Consider the following 17,723-nt stretch of genomic DNA (forward strand, 5'->3'; position numbering starts at 1 on the left):
GTTATTTGCAAAGACTAATTTGAAAATTCCCATTTATCAAGCCCTTTGAGAGAGGAGAAATCTTTTCTCAAAGGGCTTTTTCTATTTTTACGGATATTCGCAAACTACAAGAAAAAGCCGAAACCTCATATACTTTAATCACAGAGGAAGTGGAGGTTTTGATATGAGTAACAGCTTAGCGGCAGTACATCCAGAATTGATTGCAGAGTGGTCAGAAAAGAATTTACCACTGACACCGGACAGTATAACTTTCGGCTCGAATAAGAAAGTATGGTGGAAAGGTGCTTGCGGTCACGAATGGGAAACAAGCGTAAAGGCTCGTTCCAACGGCGAGAAATGCCCGATATGCTCCGGTGCAAGAGTAGTTGCAGGCATTAACGATTTAAGTACATTGAAGCCGGAATTAGCTTCAGAGTGGTCAGAGGAAAATGAAATCAAACCGACAGAGGTATCTATCGGCTCACACAAGAAAGTGATATGGAAATGTAAATTAGGACACGAATGGATAGCCACTGTAAAGAGCAGAACCATCAACAAAACAGGCTGTCCGTATTGCTCCCATAATAAAGTGCTTGCAGGATTTAATGACCTTGCAACCCTGTTCCCGGAAGTTGCAGACGAATGGTCTGATAAGAATGAAAAGAAGCCTACCGAAGTTATGGCGTTTGCAAACAGCAAGGCTTGGTGGAAGTGCAGAACCTGCGGTTATGAATGGAATACGCTTATCTCTACTCGTTCTGGTGGCAGTAAATGCCCCTGTTGCAGTGGCTATACATTTATTAAAGGAAAAAATGACCTGAAAAGTACACACCCACAGATAGCCAAAGAATGGTCAGAGAAAAACTATCCTCTGCAACCGGATGAAGTCAATGCAAAGTCGAGGAAAAATGTATGGTGGCATTGCAGAAAATGTGGAAACGAGTGGAAATCAGTTATAAATGCCCGTGTGAAAGGAACGGTTTGCCCTGTCTGTGCAGAGCGAGAAGTGCTTGCCGGATACAATGGCCTTGCAACAACTGATAGAGAATTGCTTGTTGAGTGGGATTATGAATTAAACAAGTTAAAACCGACAGAAGTTTCAAGAAATTCGGCAAAGAGAGCATGGTGGCAATGCAGATACGGTCATTCTTGGAGTATGAAGATAAACGAGCGTACTGTTCTCGGAAAAGGGTGCAGAATATGTGAGCAGGAGTATCTGTCGTTGTTCCCGGCTCTTGTAATCAGTTATTATGCCAATTTGAAAGGATTGAAAGTTGAACTTGGCTCTGATAGGTTATTCGGCATTCCACTTGATGTATATATCCCACTGGAGCAGATTGCCATTCAAGTGAATACGGACTCGGAGAAGATAGACATACTAAAGGAACATCTCTGTAAACAACGTGGAATCAAACTCATTAAGTTGCCGATGAAACCAAACGAAGCGGAACCCGAATATGCACAGCGTATCAAAGCAGCATTTCAGAGCGTACATATATTTATATCTTCCGATACAGAAGAATCTAGCTATGAATGTGCAGCTTGATAAGGAAAAGCATATGGAGAATGCGAAGGTGCAGGAACAGACAGAGCCGGAGAGGGCAGAGGCTGAGCGAGTGGAAGCAGAGATTGTATATTCACCGATAGTTGCTGAACCACAGGAGTATCAGTATAATGCAGATGCATTTGAGGCTAGAGGAGTGGATGATGTGAAGCAGGAAGCGGCACATAAGGAAGTATCAAAGGTAAGAGAAGATAAAGCCAGATAGATGTGAGGACGTGGAAGAGATTCTGCGTCCTTTTTTACTTTATAGGAAAGACCGCCTACGGCGCTCTCTTGAATTGAAAAAGGCCCGCACGGAGGCGGGCACATTAAGCAGACGATTGATGGCTTAGAAGATATAAAAACCTTCTTCTCCAAAACCGTCATCAAGTTCATCATCATTTAAGAAATAAAACGCGTGCTTGCACATGAAACAGACGGAGCATTAAAAGTATTCAGTGATTTATTGAATATCTAATATGCAATTTGATAATAAAAGTTATGGATCAGACTTTTTGACATCCAAAACTATATAGCTTTATAAATAAAAGAAGCAGTTACTTCACGAAAATTCGTTAAGCAACTGCTTCTTTTATTATTTGTGGCATAGAATATTTACAGAGCGAACGGTTATTAAGGTTAAGGTCTTGTATAATCGTCCATATAAAACCGATATTGTTCTCCGCGGATATAGTCACGGCAAATATGAACAAGATTATAGTCTGTGTCAAAAATCTCGGAGTATAAATAGAATAAAGGTTCTCCATTGGTGACGCGTAAATGTTTGGCAAGCGAACCAGAAGCGCGTGCCAGTTCAAGGTACGAATTACGGGAGCCCTTAACCTGAATATGGTAGGAATCTTTTAGAAGCTGATAAAGGGAACCATCTAATGATTCATCTAAAAGAAATTCATATTTGGGATAAGGAAACAGATTGCTTTCGTAAATCATTGGGATACCATCGGCAAGATCGACACGTTCGATCAAGACTGCCTTTGAGCCAGTTGGAACATTCATTGTTTTGGCTTCTTCCTCAGATAACTCGGTTACGGAGCGTTTGATCACAAGGCGGGATGGAATACATCCATTTGCTTTACATGCATCAGCAAAGCCAAGAAGATGTTCCATTTTGCGTTGGATTTTGCGGGATTTTACAAAAGTTCCTTTTCCCTGACGTTTTACAAGATAATTTTCCTGACATAATTCTTCAACAGCACGTCTTACGGTGATGCGGCTGACTTTGTAATGTTCGCTTAATTCTATTTCAGTAGGTATTTTTTCGTTGTCCGGATAAGTGCCATCTTTGATTGCAGCTTTGATTGCTTCTTTTAGCTGCATATATAATGGAGTTTCTGCATTCATATCAAGTTTCATTATAATTCTCCTTTAAATATACAACGTATATTAGTTATAGATATACGATTCACAGATACATTATAGCGGAAACAGACTTAAATAACAACAAAATCAATCCATTTCGTAACAAAAAAAGTAAAAGATAAATCATATGACTGACAAAGATATTGTGCATATAATACAAAAATAAAAGTTTGATCTTAGTAAAAACATAGAAAGTAAACATATAACGTTATATAACGATTGCATATAACGTTATAATATGATATAACATAATCATCAAATGAAGCAATAAGAACGGAGGGAGAACATGGGAAAGCAAAAAGCAGATTATCTGTTAAGATCAGATCATATTTTTACATCTACTGTTGAGAACCCATTTGCAGGATATGTTGCAGTAAGCGGACAGAATATCCTGGCGGTTGGAACGGATGATGGAAGTGATTGGATTGACGAACAGACAGAGGTTCTGGAATTGGAAGATCAGTTGGTGACACCGGGATTTATTGATGTACATACTTTTTTTACGGGTTATGCGATTTTCCATATTGGAATTGATATGTCTGGCATAACATCGCAGGAAGAGTTTTTACAGAAGATAAAGGAACAGGTTGAAAAAGAGAAAGAACCTTCCACTGTATTTGGACATGGATGGAATTCAAACGGATTCGAAACGGAAGGTCTGGAAGAAAAGCTGAATGAAGCATATCCGGATCGGGCAGTTATCGTATTTGCAGCAGACCGCAGCACATGCATGATGAACCGGAAAGCGGAAGAAACATATGGATTTAATCCGAAAGAATGCTATCCGGAAGCCTATCACAAGATTATGCCGGAGTATTTAAATGATCGGGAATTCATAGAACCGGAATTTAAAGATTATATGAAGCTGATGAACAGCCGTGGAGTTACAACGGTAAAAGAAATGGGATTTGATGATTTTTATGGATTTGACTCATTTCTGAAAGAAAAAGAAGAACAGAAGGAATTGTCACTTCGAACATTTTTTATGTCGCAGCCGGTTGGTGAAGGAATCAACATTGAACATGGAAAAAGAATGAGAGAGAAGTTCCAGGGTGATTTCATCCGGTTCTCTGGATATAACCGAATGACAGACGGAACGGTGGCAAGTACAAAGGGTGATCTGTTAGAGCCTTATGAAGGAACGGACATGCATTGCAGTATCCAGGTGGATTATCCAATGATTGAAAAAGAAGTGCAGCTTGCTGATGAAAATGGATTCCGTTATTCACTGCATGCACAGGGGGATGGAGCAGTACATAAAGTGGCTGGTATTTTTGATAAATGTCAGAAGAAAGATGGAAAGCTTGTGAACCGTCATGCTGTGACAGATATGGAATTTTCCAATCCGGCAGATTTGAAAAAGATGGGTGAAATTGGTGTGACTGGAGAAATCTATTTCCAGATTATGTCATTGGATCCAGCGGATGATGTGAAAAAATCGATTGAAGAGACGATCGGAACAGAGCGAGGCAAGTATTTCTGGAATCGAAGAGGTATGCTTGATGGAGGAATGACATTATCAGGAGCAACAGATCTGCCACTGATGATCACAGACATTCCGGAAGCAATTTTCCATGGCTGTGGTGGATATTTCCCAGATGGAAAAGAACAGTACAATGTACAGAACACGATTACAATCGCTGAAATGTTAAAAGCATGGACGTATGGTGGAGCTTATAACATAGGAATGGAAGATAAGCTTGGAACGTTAGAAGCAGGAAAACTGGCAGATATAGCAGTTCTTGATCGGAATGTCTTTGAAGTACCGATGAGCGAAATGAGAGATGTAAAAGTTTCCATGACAATGGTAAATGGAAAACCGGTATATACAAAAGAATAATAAAAAATTATGATGATAGAAAGGAGAAGAAACATGGCACAGATCAACAGAGACAGAATTGCAGGAATGAATATTCATTATTTATATTATTCACTCCCGTATTTTCTGGATGCACAGCAAAAGCTTGGTGTGAAGACGATTGAGTTATGGGCTGGTGCACCGCATTTCTTTTTGGACAGTATGTCTTACTCGGATTGTACAAAAGTACGGCATGAAGTAGAGTCAAGAGGAATGCAGGTAAAGATACTGACACCGGAAAACTGTACTTATCAATATCAGTTCGCAGCCCAGGAGCCGGAGCTTTATGAAAAAAGCTTTGCATATTTTGCCAATGCATTGAAGGCTGGAGAAGAACTTGGCATAGAAACAATGGCAATTAACTCCGGCTGGGGTTATTGGAATGAAGACCGTGAAGAAGCATGGAAGCGTTCAAGAGAGATGCTTTCAAGACTGGCAGATGAGGCAGCAAAACACAATATTAATCTGGCGATGGAATCATTAAGACCACAGGAGTCCCAACTTGTTGTAACGCTTGCAGATGCGAAAAGGATGCACGATGAAGTGAATCATCCGAATTTGAAAGTAATGATTGATACAACTGCAATGGGAGTCGCCGGAGAGACAATTGACGAATGGTTTGATACATTTGGCGATGAGATTATTCATATGCATTTCATAGATGGAAATCCATACGGACATCTGATCTGGGGAGATGGCAATCATCCACTTGGAGAATGGATTGATACGGTTGTCAGACGGGGATACAAAGGATACTTCGGCCAGGAAATTACAGATTTTGATTATTTTGAAGATCCGGCATCACATGACAAACGGAATATGGAAGCTTATAAGCCTTACTTAATAGGCTGATTACGGGGGATTTGAAAATGGAAAATAAGAAAAAATTTAAACTTCAACTGCCGCATGTATATACGCTGGCATTTATATTGATTATAGGATTTGCAATCCTGACATGGATTTTGCCAAGTGGACAGTTTGACAGACAATTAATTAATACAGCAGCAGGAGAACGTGAAGTTGCGGTAGCCGGAACCTATCATGTGATAGATAAAGTGAGTGAATCCGGTGATTTAAGACAAGGACTGCATGAAATTTTAATGGCACCTACAAGAGGTATTCAGGCAGCTGCAGATGTTGTTGCATTCGTTTTACTGATCGGTGGTACATTCCAGATTTTAACAAAGACAAATGCGATGAATCGCGGAATCCGGAAGGTTATTTTAAGATTAAAAGGAAAAGAAGTTTTACTGATACCGATTCTGATGATTCTGTTAGGAATTGGTGGAACGACATTTGGTATGTCGGAGGAGGTTATTCCATTCTATGTTATGCTGATCCCTATTTTCTTTGCAATGGGATATGACTCCATGACGACCTTCATGATTGTATTCTTAGGACCACAGATTGGATATGCAGCATCTACCACAAACCCGTTCAACGTTCTGATCGCACAGGGTGTTGCTGGAATCCATGGCAACCCACAGCTAGTATACAGATATATCTGGTGGGCAATTATGATGACTGTTACCATCGCTTATGTTATGCGATATGCAATGAAAGTAAAGAAGAATCCAACCGGATCCATCACTTATCAGGATGACCTTCTGAAAAAACAGGAATTTATGATGGATGAAAAGGATACAGGATTTACTTTAAGAGATAAACTGGTATTACTTGTATTTGCAGTAGGAATGGGAATTATTGTGTACGGTATTCTTGCACATGGATGGTATATGGATGAGATTTCCGGCGTGTTCCTTGCAATGGGTATTTTAATGGGTATTGTTGGCGGACTTTCTGAGAAAGAGATCGCAGAACAGTTCGTGATCGGTGTAAAAGATCTTGCGTTTGCAGCAGTTGTAATTGGTATATGCCGAGGTATTCTGGTTGTTGCAGAAAACGGAATGATCATTGATACGATCCTGAATTATTTATCAGGAGCACTTGCAGGTGTAGGAAGCGCAGCATTTGTTGCAGTAATGTATCTGGTTCAGTCATTATTGTCACTCCTTGTTCCGTCATCTTCTGCACTGGCATCCTTGACTATGCCAATTATGGCTCCATTATGTGATTTACAGGGTGTGAATCCGGAAGCAAGTGTAACAGTACTTCAATTTGCAAATCAGCTGACCAATATGTTAAGCCCGACAGCAGGCATGACCGTTGCAGGACTTGCTGTATGTAAGATTACCTTTGGTCAGTGGTGGAAGACAATTTGGAAGTTCTTTATTTTAGTAACAGCAATGGCATTGGTATTCTGTACTATTTCAGCAATGCTTTAAACATAAAATTTTTATAATAGAAGGAGAATAAGACAATGAAAGAATTAGTAACCCAAATTTTAAACGGAAGAGAAAAAATCGAAGATGTATATTTTGTAGCATGCGGAGGATCTTTGGTAGATCTTTATCCAGGATATTATTTCGTACGTACCGAATCCAAGACAATGCATGCTGACTGGATCACAAGTAAAGAATTTGTTGTAACACCTCCGACACACCTTGGAAAAACAAGTCTTGTATTTATCTGCTCTCATGGTGGAAATACAAAAGAGACTGTAGAAGCAGCACATTTAGCAAAAGATCTTGGCGCAGCAGTTGTAGCAATGACACATACACCTGGATCAGCCTGTGATGACAGTTCATTAAATCCAATTGTATATTCCTGGGAAGATGATACAAATGAAAAGGATAAACCACAGGGTATTGTATTAAACATTTTGAATGAGTTAATGAAAGCTCAGGAGCCAGACTATAAATTATACGATGCAGTGGCAGACGGACTTGAAAAAGCAGATGGTATCGTAAGAGCTGCTGTCAAGAGCGTAAAAAACAGAACATGGCTTTTTGCTGAAAAATATGCAAAAGAACCGTTCTTATATATCATGGGTTCAGGAGCAGCTTATGCATCTGCATATGGATTTGCTATTTGCTCACTTCAGGAGATGCAGTGGATGGATTGCTGCTACTTAAATTCAGCAGAATACTTCCATGGACCATTTGAAGTAACAGATGAAGATCATCTTTATATTTTATTAAAGAGCCGCGGAAGAAACCGCGTTATGGATGAGAGAGCAGAAGTATTCCTGAACAAATATGCAAAGAAATATGAAGTGATCGATGCAAATGACCTTGGACTTGACGCAATTGACGACAGCTGCGTAGAGTACTTTAATGCAATGGTATTTTATGCAATGAGTGTTGCATACAGAAATGCTCTTCAGGATAAGAGATGTCATCCAACTGACATGAGAAGATACATGGGTGTTGTTGAATATTAATCACAGAGACAGATCATTGCGGAATTCTAAAATGCAATAAGAGATCAGAAAATGGGAATTTCGCAATGACCTGAAATTTATGGGCAGGCGAAAAGGAGAATGAGAAAATGTATGATGTAAGCGCATTAGGTTTTGGTGATAATGTTGTAGATAAATATGAGCATATTAAAACAATGTATCCGGGTGGAAACTGTGTAAATTTTGCAGTATATGCCAAAATGTTTGGTGCAAAAAGAAGTGCATATATGGGATATTTCGGCAATGATGCTGAAGCAGAACATGTTATGTATGCTTTAGATGATATTGGGATTGAGACAGTAAAGTGCAAACAGTTAGAAGGAGAAAATGGTTGTGCGCGAGCAACTTTGGTTGATGGAGACAGAGTGTTCTTAGGATCTAATGAAGGTGGTATCCGTGGAAAAACACCATATGTATTAGACCGATTTGATCTTGAGTATATCAGACAGTTTGATTTTGTACATTCTGGAAATTATTGTTTTATGGAGAAAGAACTTCCAAAAATCCGTGAAGCGGGTGTGCCGATTTCATTTGATTTTTCAGATGACTCAGAGGATTCCTATTATGCAGAAGTAGCACCAACTGTTGATTATGCATTCTGCTCTTTTGACGGAACAGATGAAGAAGCCAGAGAACATCTGAAAAAGATTGTTTCCTATGGACCAAAGCTTGCTGTTGCATCCAGAGGTGCAGATGGCTGTATTTTATATGATGGACAGGAATATTATGTGCAGAAAGCGGTACCGATCAAGGAAGTTGTTGACACCATGGGTGCAGGAGATTCTCTGATCACATCGTTTATGGTTGCTTATACAGATCACCTGAAAAAGGGAATTACAGGAGAAACTGCAATCAGAGAAAGTCTGGCAGCAGCAGCTGAATTTGCTTCCAAAGTATGTGGAATGAATGGTGCTTTTGGATATGGTAAAAAATATGAATAGGCAGATGTCTGTGAGATATTTTGAGCTGTAAAACACAGTGGGACAATAAAAAGTGCGTTCTGAGGATGTTTTATTGTTTGGGATGATTCAGAAACAGCAGGGGCTGATGACAGAAGTGTTCTGTTGTTTCTGGAAAATTCTTTCATAATAGCTTTACGAGCATCTGCTTTTTTGATTTCTAGGAAATGGAAATAATACCCCGGCAGCTCCGTCAGGGACAGTGTTGCGGAGAAATACAGGGGCTGTACAGTGAGAAGGAGGAAAATATGGGCGAAAAAAAAGTACGTGCGGTTGCAGCAGGTTTTTCTTGTATGGATGTTTATGAAAAATTAAATAGATGTTATCCGACCGGAAATGGGGTAGACTGGGGAGTACATCTTCAGAGACTGGGAATTTCAGTCAGCGTGGTCAGCGTAACCGGAACAGATGAATATGGAAAAACAATGCGCAAAATGCTGCAGCAGGAAGGAATAGAGATCTCACATTTACATGAAAAAGAAGGAAATACATGCCAGATGAAAATGAATCTGATCAATGGGGTTGACCGCGTACATCTTGAAGAGGTGGAAGGTGTCATGAAAGATTTTGCATTGACGGAGGAGGATAAAGAGTACATAAAAACATTTGATTATCTTCACACAGATCTTTTTGGAAATATATTAAAGGACCTCCCAGAGCTTCGCGCAGCAGGAGTGAAAGTAGTGATGGATTTTTCGATTTTCAGTGGAAATCCGGAGTATAACACGGACGAGAACTTTAAAAATGTAGACTATGCATTTCTTTCTTATGAAAAAGAAGATGACTACATTCGGGAACATATAAAAAGAATCCAGTCATTCGGGGCGAAAATTGTAACAGCTACGCTTGGAGAAAATGGAAGTCTAAGTTATGATGGCGAAAGATACTACCATTATGGAATTGTTCCGGTGAAAGTAGTGAACACAGTTGGTGCAGGTGATTCATACATAGCAGGATTTACCTATGGAATTATGAATGGATGGGAAATCCCCAAATGTCAGGAATTTGGAGCAAAGATAAGCTCAGAAGTAATTACAAAATTTGAACCATATTAAAATCAAAAAGGAGAATATGTACAATGATTATAGATATGCACATTCATCCAATTTTTTATGAGGCAGTCTGTAAAGACAAAGAAGAATTGGAATTCAGGAAAAATGCATTTGGAGTATTTAAACAGTCTCCATACGGATATGATGAAATGTTTGCAGAGATGGATTACGCCCATGTGGACAAAGCGGCGCTGCTGCCTTTAGACGTTACAACAACAGAAGGTGGACAGATTGTGACAAATGATCAGATCGCCGTGCTTGTAAAAGACCATCCGGAACGCTTTATCGGATTTGCGAGTGTTGACCCGCACCGGGAGGATGCACTGGAAGTTCTTGAGCATGCATTTAGGGATCTTGAACTGAAAGGATTAAAATTAAATCCTGCAAAACAGAAGTTTTTTCCGGATGATCCAATTATGAATCCAATTTATGAACTATGTATCAGATATAACAGACCAATCATATTTCATGCAGGGTTAAGCTGGGAGCCTAATACGATTACAGAATATGCGTATCCGCTGAAGTTTGAACGGGTAGCAACCAGATACCCGCAGCTGCGTATGTGCCTGGCTCATTTTGCGTGGCCATTTGTAAGGGAAATGGTTATGCTGATGATTAAATATCCAAATGTGTATACAGACACTTCTGTGCTCTACCTGGATTCTCCGGAGGAGTCAATAGCAAGACTTTTTACAGTGGATATGGGACCGCTATGGGTAGACCGGGCATTATACAGACAGATTATGTTTGCGTCAAATGGTCCGAGGTTCCGGCAGTTTAAAATTCTTCGTGCACTGGAAAAAATACCAATGAGAGATTACGCACGTGAAGGAATCTATTATAAAAATGCATTGCGCTTTTTAGGAGAGGAGACGGAAGAATGGTAGATTTACATACAATTGAATGGATGAGCCATAAACCGGAAGAATTCCATATGATTACAGAAGAGGTACATGAGATTGTTAAAAATAGTCCGGTAAAAAACGGAGCGGTTCTCGTCCTTACAGCCCATACAACAACCGGAATTATGGTGAATGAAGGACTCCCTTGTGTAGAAAGGGATATTGCAGATACCCTTACAAGAATTGTCCCTCTCGAAGCCGATTATATGCATGCCCATTTCCTGCCAAGCTATGGTGCAACAGGAAATAATTCGACAGGTCATATCAAGAGTCTGCTATGTGGAAATCATTGTATGTTCCCGGTGGTTAATGGAAAAATAGTCTGTGGTGGTGCACAGGATATTTATCTTGTAGAATTTGACGGACCTCAGACACGAAGAGTATATGTGGAGATTATTGGAGAATAAATTGTAGCATTAAACAAAATTTAACACATCAAATTGGTAAAACTGCATAAAGTTAAAAAATAAGAACAGATCGTATCTAATATAGCGTTATAATATGATAGATTATATCATAATACGTATTAACATATAAAACGGTTTAAGAGAAAGTGCTCATAAAAGCCGTGAATGTTATATTCACAGATAGCTGTGGAGCATAACAATAAGAAAAGCTACACAAAGAATGATATTAAAATAGTTGGATTATCGAAGAAGGAATGAGCGGAATGGGAAAAAGAATACTTTGTATTGGAGATTCAAATACCTGGGGATATATACCGGGCAGTGGGGAACGATATGAAAAAAATGTGCGCTGGACGGGAAAGCTTGCACAGATGCTTGGGGAAAACTATGAAGTGATCGAAGAAGGAATGAATGGAAGGACAACTGCATTTACAGATAAAATTGAACCGGGAACAGCTGCCTTGGATTATCTGTATCCATGTTTGATCTCACAATTTCCTTTGGATTATATCATTGTTATGTTAGGAACAAATGATACAAAGACACGCTATGGAGTGAATACAGTAGAGATTGGATATGGATTGGATGAAGTACTGCTGAAGATAGAGGAAACATGCAGACGAAAAAGTCAGACTCCTGAAAAAATAGTTATCGCACCGGCAGATTTATATCCTAAAAAAGACTGGATAGAATTTACAGCAGAGTCTGCGCAAAAGGCAGGCGGACTGACGGAAGAATATAGAAGTATTGCGGCACTTCATCATGCAGAATTTTTGAGTGCACGAGATGTACTTGGAGCGGAGTGCATAGGCTGTGATGGAATTCATTTTACAGAGGAAGGACATAGAATACTTGCGGAAGCAATAGCATTAATAATCAAAAATAAAGAAGCAGATGAATGTTTCTGAAGCAATATTAAAAAATGATTGTGCTCATTTCAACAAAATGCAACACGTTAAATTGGTAAAATTATACAAAAGTAAAACAGTAAAGCACAAAACGATTGAATATAACGTTATAATATGATGTAGTACATTTCATAAATAACGAAAGATACAGGTAGGAGGAGTGCCATGAAGATGGACAGGAAATACTGGCTGCACAGAGTAATTGTATGTTTCTTGATGATGATCATCATAATTCAAATACCGATGCATGCTTATGCAGACGAAAAGAGAATGGTTGCAATCGGAACAAATGCAGAATATGCACCATTTGAGTATCTTGACAGCAACGGAAATCTTACAGGATTTGATATTGAACTGATGAATGCTATTGCCAAAGAGGCTGGATTTGAAGTGAAGTGGGTAGATCTACCTTTTGATTCATTGCTTGGGTCTATTGAAGCAGGAGATATTGAGGCGATCGCGGCTTCAATTGCACCTACGGAAGAAAGAGCAAAGAGCGTAGATTTTTCAGATGTATACTATTCGGGATCCCAGAGCCTTGTATATAGGACAGATGAGAAATATACTGATTTTTCAGACATAAAAGGAAGGACGATTGCTGTATTGGAAGGATCCCAAAGTGATATGATCGCATCGGGTGAAAATACAGACTATGGTGTAGTAGAGGATGCGACAGTAAAGCGTTTTAAAAATGCCTCCAGTGCAATTATGGAACTAAAGAATAAAGGCGCAGATGCTGTGATCATTGATACGATCATCGCAGAGATTTTTTGCAAACAGACCGATGGGATTGAAGCAGTCCCGGTGAAGGGAACCGAAGAAGATACTGTATTTTGTATTGAAAAAGGTAACACCGAAATAACAGAGTTGATTAATGATGGTCTTGCCAAGGTAAAAGAAAATGGAACCTATGATACTTTGTATGCAAAGTATTTTTCAGGAGAAAAGAGCGAACAGATCATTGCTACACAGGAAGAGGATGGCTTTATCGGAACTCTGAAGTTTATTTTTGTACAGGATAATCGATGGAAATACTATGCAAATGGTCTTGGTACGACATTAATCGTATCGTTGCTTTCCGTATTGATAGGTGTGATTCTTGGATTGCTGGTTGCAATTATACGTATCAATGCCGACAATAGAGGAAAAAGAACGCTTGCTTCTTCTGTTGCGGCTTTCTATGTAGATGTGATTCGAGGAACGCCATCAGTACTACAGCTGATGATTGTATATTTTGCAGTTTTCCATAGTCGTTTGGGATATATTGCTGCAGTGGTAAGTTTTGGAATTAACAGTGGTGCTTATGTTTCTGAAGTGATTCGCGGTGGCATTCAGGCAATAGATAAAGGACAGTCTGAGGCGGGACGTTCCCTGGGTCTTAGTTATAATGATACAATGCGTTTTGTTGTGATTCCGCAGGCAGTAAAAAATATTCTTCCTGCCATGGGAAATGAATTTATCCAGTTGATCAAAGAAACATCCATTTTGGGTTATGTGGGAATTGTTGATCTTACAAAAGCGGCAAGTTATGTATCATCACGTACTTATCAGATGTTTATCCCTTTATTGGCAGCAGGTATCGTGTATTATCTGATTGTAAAAGTATTGTCGATTTTGCTTGGAAAATTTGAGAGGAGGCTGAAGGAAAGTGATTAAGATTCATAATTTGGAAAAATCGTTCGGAAATAACCATGTATTAAACGGTGTAAATATTGAAATAACAAGAGGCGAATGTGTTTGTGTCATTGGACCTTCTGGCTCCGGAAAATCTACATTTTTGAGGTGTATTAATTTACTGGAACAGCCTGATGCAGGAGAGATTCTTATTAACGGAAAGGATATATTGAAACCAGGGTTAGATTTAGATGCGTTTCGGGCGAATCTTGGCATGGTATTTCAGCATTTTAATTTATTTCCGAACATGACAGTGAAAGAAAATATCAAGCTTGCACCAGTACGTCTCCAGAAATGGACAAAAGAGGAAGCGGATAAAAAAGCAGTAGAGCTTTTGAAAAGGGTAGGACTGGAGGATAAGGCGGATACCTATCCGAATAAATTATCTGGTGGACAGAAACAGCGCGTGGCAATTGCGCGTGCATTGGCAATGAATCCGGAAGTGATGTTATTTGATGAGCCAACCTCTGCTTTGGATCCGGAAATGGTAGGAGAAGTGTTGGAAGTTATGCGTTCTCTTGCAAAAGAGGGAATGACAATGATTGTTGTAACGCATGAGATGGGATTTGCCAAAAATGTAAGTAACCGTGTTATATTTATGGATCATGGAACGATTGTGGAAGACAGACCGCCGAAAGAGCTGTTTGAACAGCCGGAACATGAGAGAACAAAAAGTTTTCTTGCGAAAGTATTATAGCAAAAATATAAAACATGTAGATAGAAAAGGGACGGCTTATCTGAAATTCAGATAAATTGTCCTTTTTTGCTTTATAGGAAATTACTCCGTAATGTTCCAATAAAGCAAAAACGCTCCGCGAGGATGCGACCAGATGCATGTGGAATATGTCTGCTAAAGCAGACTGCATCTGGCGCGCAAAGCGTAACAAGTCCCTCAAAGACTGAGGGATTCAGGGAGTTTGAAGCGGACTTGTCCGCTTTGTTCATGCAGATAAATATGATAGATACCGGACGTTCCAATTTTACCAATCTTAAGGCTATTGGCTCATACTCAGGTAATGTTGCTTATTGTATTGAGCCGGGAATTTCGCTCAAGGTCGGTCAGACAATGAATAAGTATGACGAAAATTATTTTAATAACCTTGCAGCCAATGGGGTTATTTCCGGAAATGAAATCCGTCTTTTCGTTGGTCGTATTTTACAGTATGGCTATCATGAATGGAAGCTATGCCCAAACACATTTCCCTTGCAAGTTATGGGATGCAGGAGAAAAGGGACTTACATTATCTGCTTTTGAATGGGAGAAGGATAGAAAAACGCTGATATATGGGCAGGTAGACTATATGTATGGAGAAGCACTTTATAAGCCTGAAATGAAAGAAGGAAATCCTATAAGGTTATATAGTTTGGATGAAATCACGGAGATATTCTGTAAATTAGGACTTCGTATTTGTAACAGCTTTGCTGATTTCAGTGGAAAGCCGAGTTCTGATAATGATATTCAATTGATGGTTTATTCCATACGGGAATAAATCTTCATCAAATCTTTATTTTTTTCTGTTAGGTTATATTTCAGTAAGAAATGAAATATAGAAGGAAGGATAGTAAAGATGGAAATGATGTTACAGACACAAAATCTATGTAAATATTTTAGAAAACAGAAAGCGGTAAATAATGTTTCACTTAATATCGAAAAGGGACAGATTTATGGACTGCTTGGACCGAATGGCGCTGGTAAATCTACCACATTGAAAATGCTGACCGGTATGATGAAACCAACTGCAGGAAAGATTTACTTTGATGGAAAACTTTTGGATAGGAAAGATTTATCAAAAATAGGAGCGTTAATCGAAAATCCGCCTATTTATGAAAATCTTTCCGCCAGAGAGAATTTGAAGGTAAGACAATTATTGCTTGGTACAGATGAAAACAGAATTGATGAGGTCTTGCAGATTGTATCACTTACAAACACCGGAAAGAAGAAAGCAGGACAGTTTTCTTTGGGGATGAAGCAAAGACTAGGCATTGCAATGGCATTGCTTGGAGAACCGGAACTTTTGATATTGGATGAACCTACGAATGGATTAGATCCAATAGGCATCGAGGAATTACGAGAGCTGATCCGGTCTTTTCCGGAACAGGGAATCAATGTAATTCTCTCCAGTCATATTCTCTCAGAGGTACAGTTACTTGCAGATAAAGTCGGGATTATTTCAGGTGGAATCTTAGGATACGAAGGAGCATTAAAGCAGGGAGATAATCTTGAAGATTTGTTTATGAATGTGGTAAGAAAAAACCAGAAAGCAGGTGAAATCCATGGTTAATATTATAAAAGCAGAACATCAAAAAGCCAAAAGAACCATGCGAAAAAAGTTTATCTGGGGATTTCCTCTTCTTACATTTGTCATGGCATTTATATTTACTCTTGGGATGACAAATGCTTATGCAGAAAGTGTTTGGAACTGGTGGTATACACTTTTGCTGCCGGGGATGATTGCTCTATTTTGTTATCTTTCTGTGGCGCAGGAGAAAAAGATAAAATACTATCATTTAATGACTATTCCCACAGACAGAAGAAAATTGTTGCTGGGGAAAATTATTTATATTGGGTACATGATTTTGTTTTCTAATGTGATTGTGTTTGAAGGAGCAACGCTTGGAGGCTTTCTTCTAACGACACATGTTCCAGTTGGAGGAGCGTTGATTGCAGTATTGTTTCTGACGGTTTCTGAGTTATGGGAGATTCCGGTAGCTTTATTTTTAAGTGAACGATTTGGAATGATTGTAAACCTGTTCGTCTGCCTATTTATTACCGTCAGCGGTGTGGTAATATCACAAACCAGAATCTGGTATGTACTTGTTTCTGCAATCCCTATGCGAATGATGTGCCCGTTGCTTCATGTTTTACCAAATGGACTTGCCGCAGAAGCAGGGAATCCTCTTTTGGATACGGGAGTCATTGTTCCGGGAATGTGTCTCTCAATCATCTGGTTTGTTTTTGTAACGGTTCTGTTTTTGAAATGGTTTGAGAGAAGAGAGGTGAAATAAGATGATTGGAAGATCTTTTAATGCAGACTTGCGAAAGATGAAAGGAACATCTGTGATTCTGGCACACTTACTGATTCCGATTATAACCAGCGTTATATTTTTAATATATTACTTTTTTTCACCATGGAATGAAAATATGAAAGTGATTGCATTTTATCAGGCAATAGGAGCAGGACTTCCGGTACTTATTGGAATTTTTACAGCAAGTGTGATGGAACAGGAACAAAATGCAGGTGATTTTCAAAATCTGTTGTCTTTACCGGATAAACCTGCAGCATTTTTATCGAAACTGTTGATGCTACTGGTTTTGTGTCTGTGCTCTATCCTATTGACAGCAATCATATTCGGAATTGGATTTGGAAGAATCGCATCAAGCGATATCGAAATCATGAAAGGATGTATATTTGCAGCATTGCTGCTGTGGGGAAGCAGTGTTCCACTTTATCTGTGGCAGCTGATTCTGGCTTTTCAGTTTGGAAAAGGGGTATCCATTGGAGCAGGGATTATATCAGGACTAATTAGTGCATTGATGCTTACCGGACTTGGAGATTATGTGTGGAAATATGTATTTGTCTGCTGGACGGGTAGAGTACCATATACTTATCTGCAATCTGTATTGGGAGAAACTAGTGTAGGTGAATGGTTGTCATTCATACCAGGTTGCTTAATATTTACAGGGATTAGTATGGTATACTATTTTTGGTGGGTAAACCACTGGGAAGGAAATAGAATATCGGAATAGAATCGAGGGAAA

Annotated in this window: 18 protein-coding genes; 17 read left to right on the plus strand and 1 reads right to left on the minus strand. The window is 39.2% G+C overall.

Features of this window, described 5'->3' with window-relative positions; all coding sequences use genetic code 11:
* Window positions 1–163 precede the first annotated feature (163 nt).
* Window positions 164–1,525: a zinc-ribbon domain-containing protein gene (locus PGZ10_RS05965; RefSeq protein WP_117835053.1), complete on the plus strand. Its 1,362-nt coding sequence runs from the start codon at window positions 164–166 to the stop codon at window positions 1,523–1,525.
* Complete coding sequence (locus PGZ10_RS05970) at window positions 1,509–1,748, plus strand: hypothetical protein (protein WP_330414231.1); 240 nt, start codon at window positions 1,509–1,511, stop codon at window positions 1,746–1,748. The genes PGZ10_RS05965 and PGZ10_RS05970 overlap by 17 nt, the downstream gene beginning before the upstream one ends.
* 413 nt (window positions 1,749–2,161) lie before the next feature.
* On the opposite strand, the gene PGZ10_RS05975 is transcribed toward PGZ10_RS05970, so the two are convergent.
* Window positions 2,162–2,896, minus strand: a complete 735-nt coding sequence (locus tag PGZ10_RS05975; protein WP_117835049.1) for a GntR family transcriptional regulator — start codon at window positions 2,894–2,896, stop codon at window positions 2,162–2,164.
* Window positions 2,897–3,188: 292 nt separating this feature from the next.
* On the opposite strand from PGZ10_RS05975, the gene PGZ10_RS05980 reads away from it, so the two are divergent.
* From PGZ10_RS05980 to PGZ10_RS06050, 15 genes are all read left to right on the plus strand, one after another.
* The gene (locus PGZ10_RS05980; RefSeq protein ID WP_117835047.1) at window positions 3,189–4,742 is read left to right on the plus strand and encodes an amidohydrolase; all 1,554 of its coding nucleotides are present in this window, start codon (window positions 3,189–3,191) and stop codon (window positions 4,740–4,742) included.
* A 33-nt stretch (window positions 4,743–4,775) separates the two neighbouring features.
* Window positions 4,776–5,612 (plus strand): sugar phosphate isomerase/epimerase family protein, encoded by an 837-nt coding sequence (locus PGZ10_RS05985; RefSeq protein WP_117835045.1) that lies wholly within the window; start codon window positions 4,776–4,778, stop codon window positions 5,610–5,612.
* Between the two features lie 17 nt (window positions 5,613–5,629).
* Window positions 5,630–7,045, plus strand: coding sequence for a YfcC family protein (locus tag PGZ10_RS05990; RefSeq protein ID WP_117835044.1), 1,416 nt, complete (start codon window positions 5,630–5,632; stop codon window positions 7,043–7,045).
* A gap of 35 nt (window positions 7,046–7,080) precedes the next feature.
* Complete coding sequence (locus PGZ10_RS05995; RefSeq protein WP_117835042.1) at window positions 7,081–8,043, plus strand: SIS domain-containing protein; 963 nt, start codon at window positions 7,081–7,083, stop codon at window positions 8,041–8,043.
* A gap of 107 nt (window positions 8,044–8,150) precedes the next feature.
* Window positions 8,151–9,002: a PfkB family carbohydrate kinase gene (locus tag PGZ10_RS06000; protein ID WP_117835040.1), complete on the plus strand. Its 852-nt coding sequence runs from the start codon at window positions 8,151–8,153 to the stop codon at window positions 9,000–9,002.
* A 266-nt stretch (window positions 9,003–9,268) separates the two neighbouring features.
* Entirely contained in the window at window positions 9,269–10,075 is an 807-nt protein-coding gene (gene frlD, locus PGZ10_RS06005; RefSeq protein ID WP_117835038.1) for a fructoselysine 6-kinase, read from the plus strand.
* 23 nt (window positions 10,076–10,098) lie between these two features.
* Window positions 10,099–10,959, plus strand: coding sequence for an amidohydrolase family protein (locus tag PGZ10_RS06010; RefSeq protein ID WP_117835037.1), 861 nt, complete (start codon window positions 10,099–10,101; stop codon window positions 10,957–10,959).
* The gene (locus tag PGZ10_RS06015) at window positions 10,953–11,381 is read left to right on the plus strand and encodes a secondary thiamine-phosphate synthase enzyme YjbQ (RefSeq protein ID WP_117835035.1); all 429 of its coding nucleotides are present in this window, start codon (window positions 10,953–10,955) and stop codon (window positions 11,379–11,381) included. Before PGZ10_RS06010 ends, PGZ10_RS06015 begins: the two co-directional genes overlap by 7 nt.
* A 263-nt stretch (window positions 11,382–11,644) precedes the next feature.
* A complete protein-coding gene (locus PGZ10_RS06020; RefSeq protein ID WP_117835033.1) occupies window positions 11,645–12,289 on the plus strand; it encodes a GDSL-type esterase/lipase family protein in 645 nt (214 codons plus the stop codon).
* A gap of 165 nt (window positions 12,290–12,454) precedes the next feature.
* On the plus strand, window positions 12,455–13,945 hold the full coding sequence (locus PGZ10_RS06025) for an ABC transporter permease subunit (protein WP_117835032.1): 1,491 nt from the start codon (window positions 12,455–12,457) through the stop codon (window positions 13,943–13,945).
* Window positions 13,938–14,660 (plus strand): amino acid ABC transporter ATP-binding protein, encoded by a 723-nt coding sequence (locus PGZ10_RS06030; protein WP_117835030.1) that lies wholly within the window; start codon window positions 13,938–13,940, stop codon window positions 14,658–14,660. The genes PGZ10_RS06025 and PGZ10_RS06030 overlap by 8 nt, the downstream gene beginning before the upstream one ends.
* Window positions 14,661–15,039: 379 nt before the next feature.
* Window positions 15,040–15,453 carry a hypothetical protein gene (locus PGZ10_RS06035; protein WP_243000014.1) on the plus strand — a complete coding sequence of 138 codons (414 nt, stop codon included), beginning with the start codon at window positions 15,040–15,042 and terminating at the stop codon, window positions 15,451–15,453.
* 78 nt (window positions 15,454–15,531) lie between these two features.
* On the plus strand, window positions 15,532–16,245 hold the full coding sequence (locus tag PGZ10_RS06040) for a lantibiotic protection ABC transporter ATP-binding protein (RefSeq protein ID WP_195250043.1): 714 nt from the start codon (window positions 15,532–15,534) through the stop codon (window positions 16,243–16,245).
* Window positions 16,238–16,969: a lantibiotic immunity ABC transporter MutE/EpiE family permease subunit gene (locus tag PGZ10_RS06045; protein WP_195250042.1), complete on the plus strand. Its 732-nt coding sequence runs from the start codon at window positions 16,238–16,240 to the stop codon at window positions 16,967–16,969. The genes PGZ10_RS06040 and PGZ10_RS06045 overlap by 8 nt, the downstream gene beginning before the upstream one ends.
* Before the next feature lies 1 nt (window position 16,970).
* Window positions 16,971–17,711: a lantibiotic immunity ABC transporter MutG family permease subunit gene (locus tag PGZ10_RS06050; protein ID WP_144125840.1), complete on the plus strand. Its 741-nt coding sequence runs from the start codon at window positions 16,971–16,973 to the stop codon at window positions 17,709–17,711.
* Window positions 17,712–17,723 lie beyond the last annotated feature (12 nt).

Source organism: Coprococcus sp. AF102-57 (genome assembly GCF_027686195.1).
Classification (GTDB): Bacteria; Bacillota; Clostridia; order Lachnospirales; family Lachnospiraceae; genus Allocoprococcus; species Allocoprococcus comes.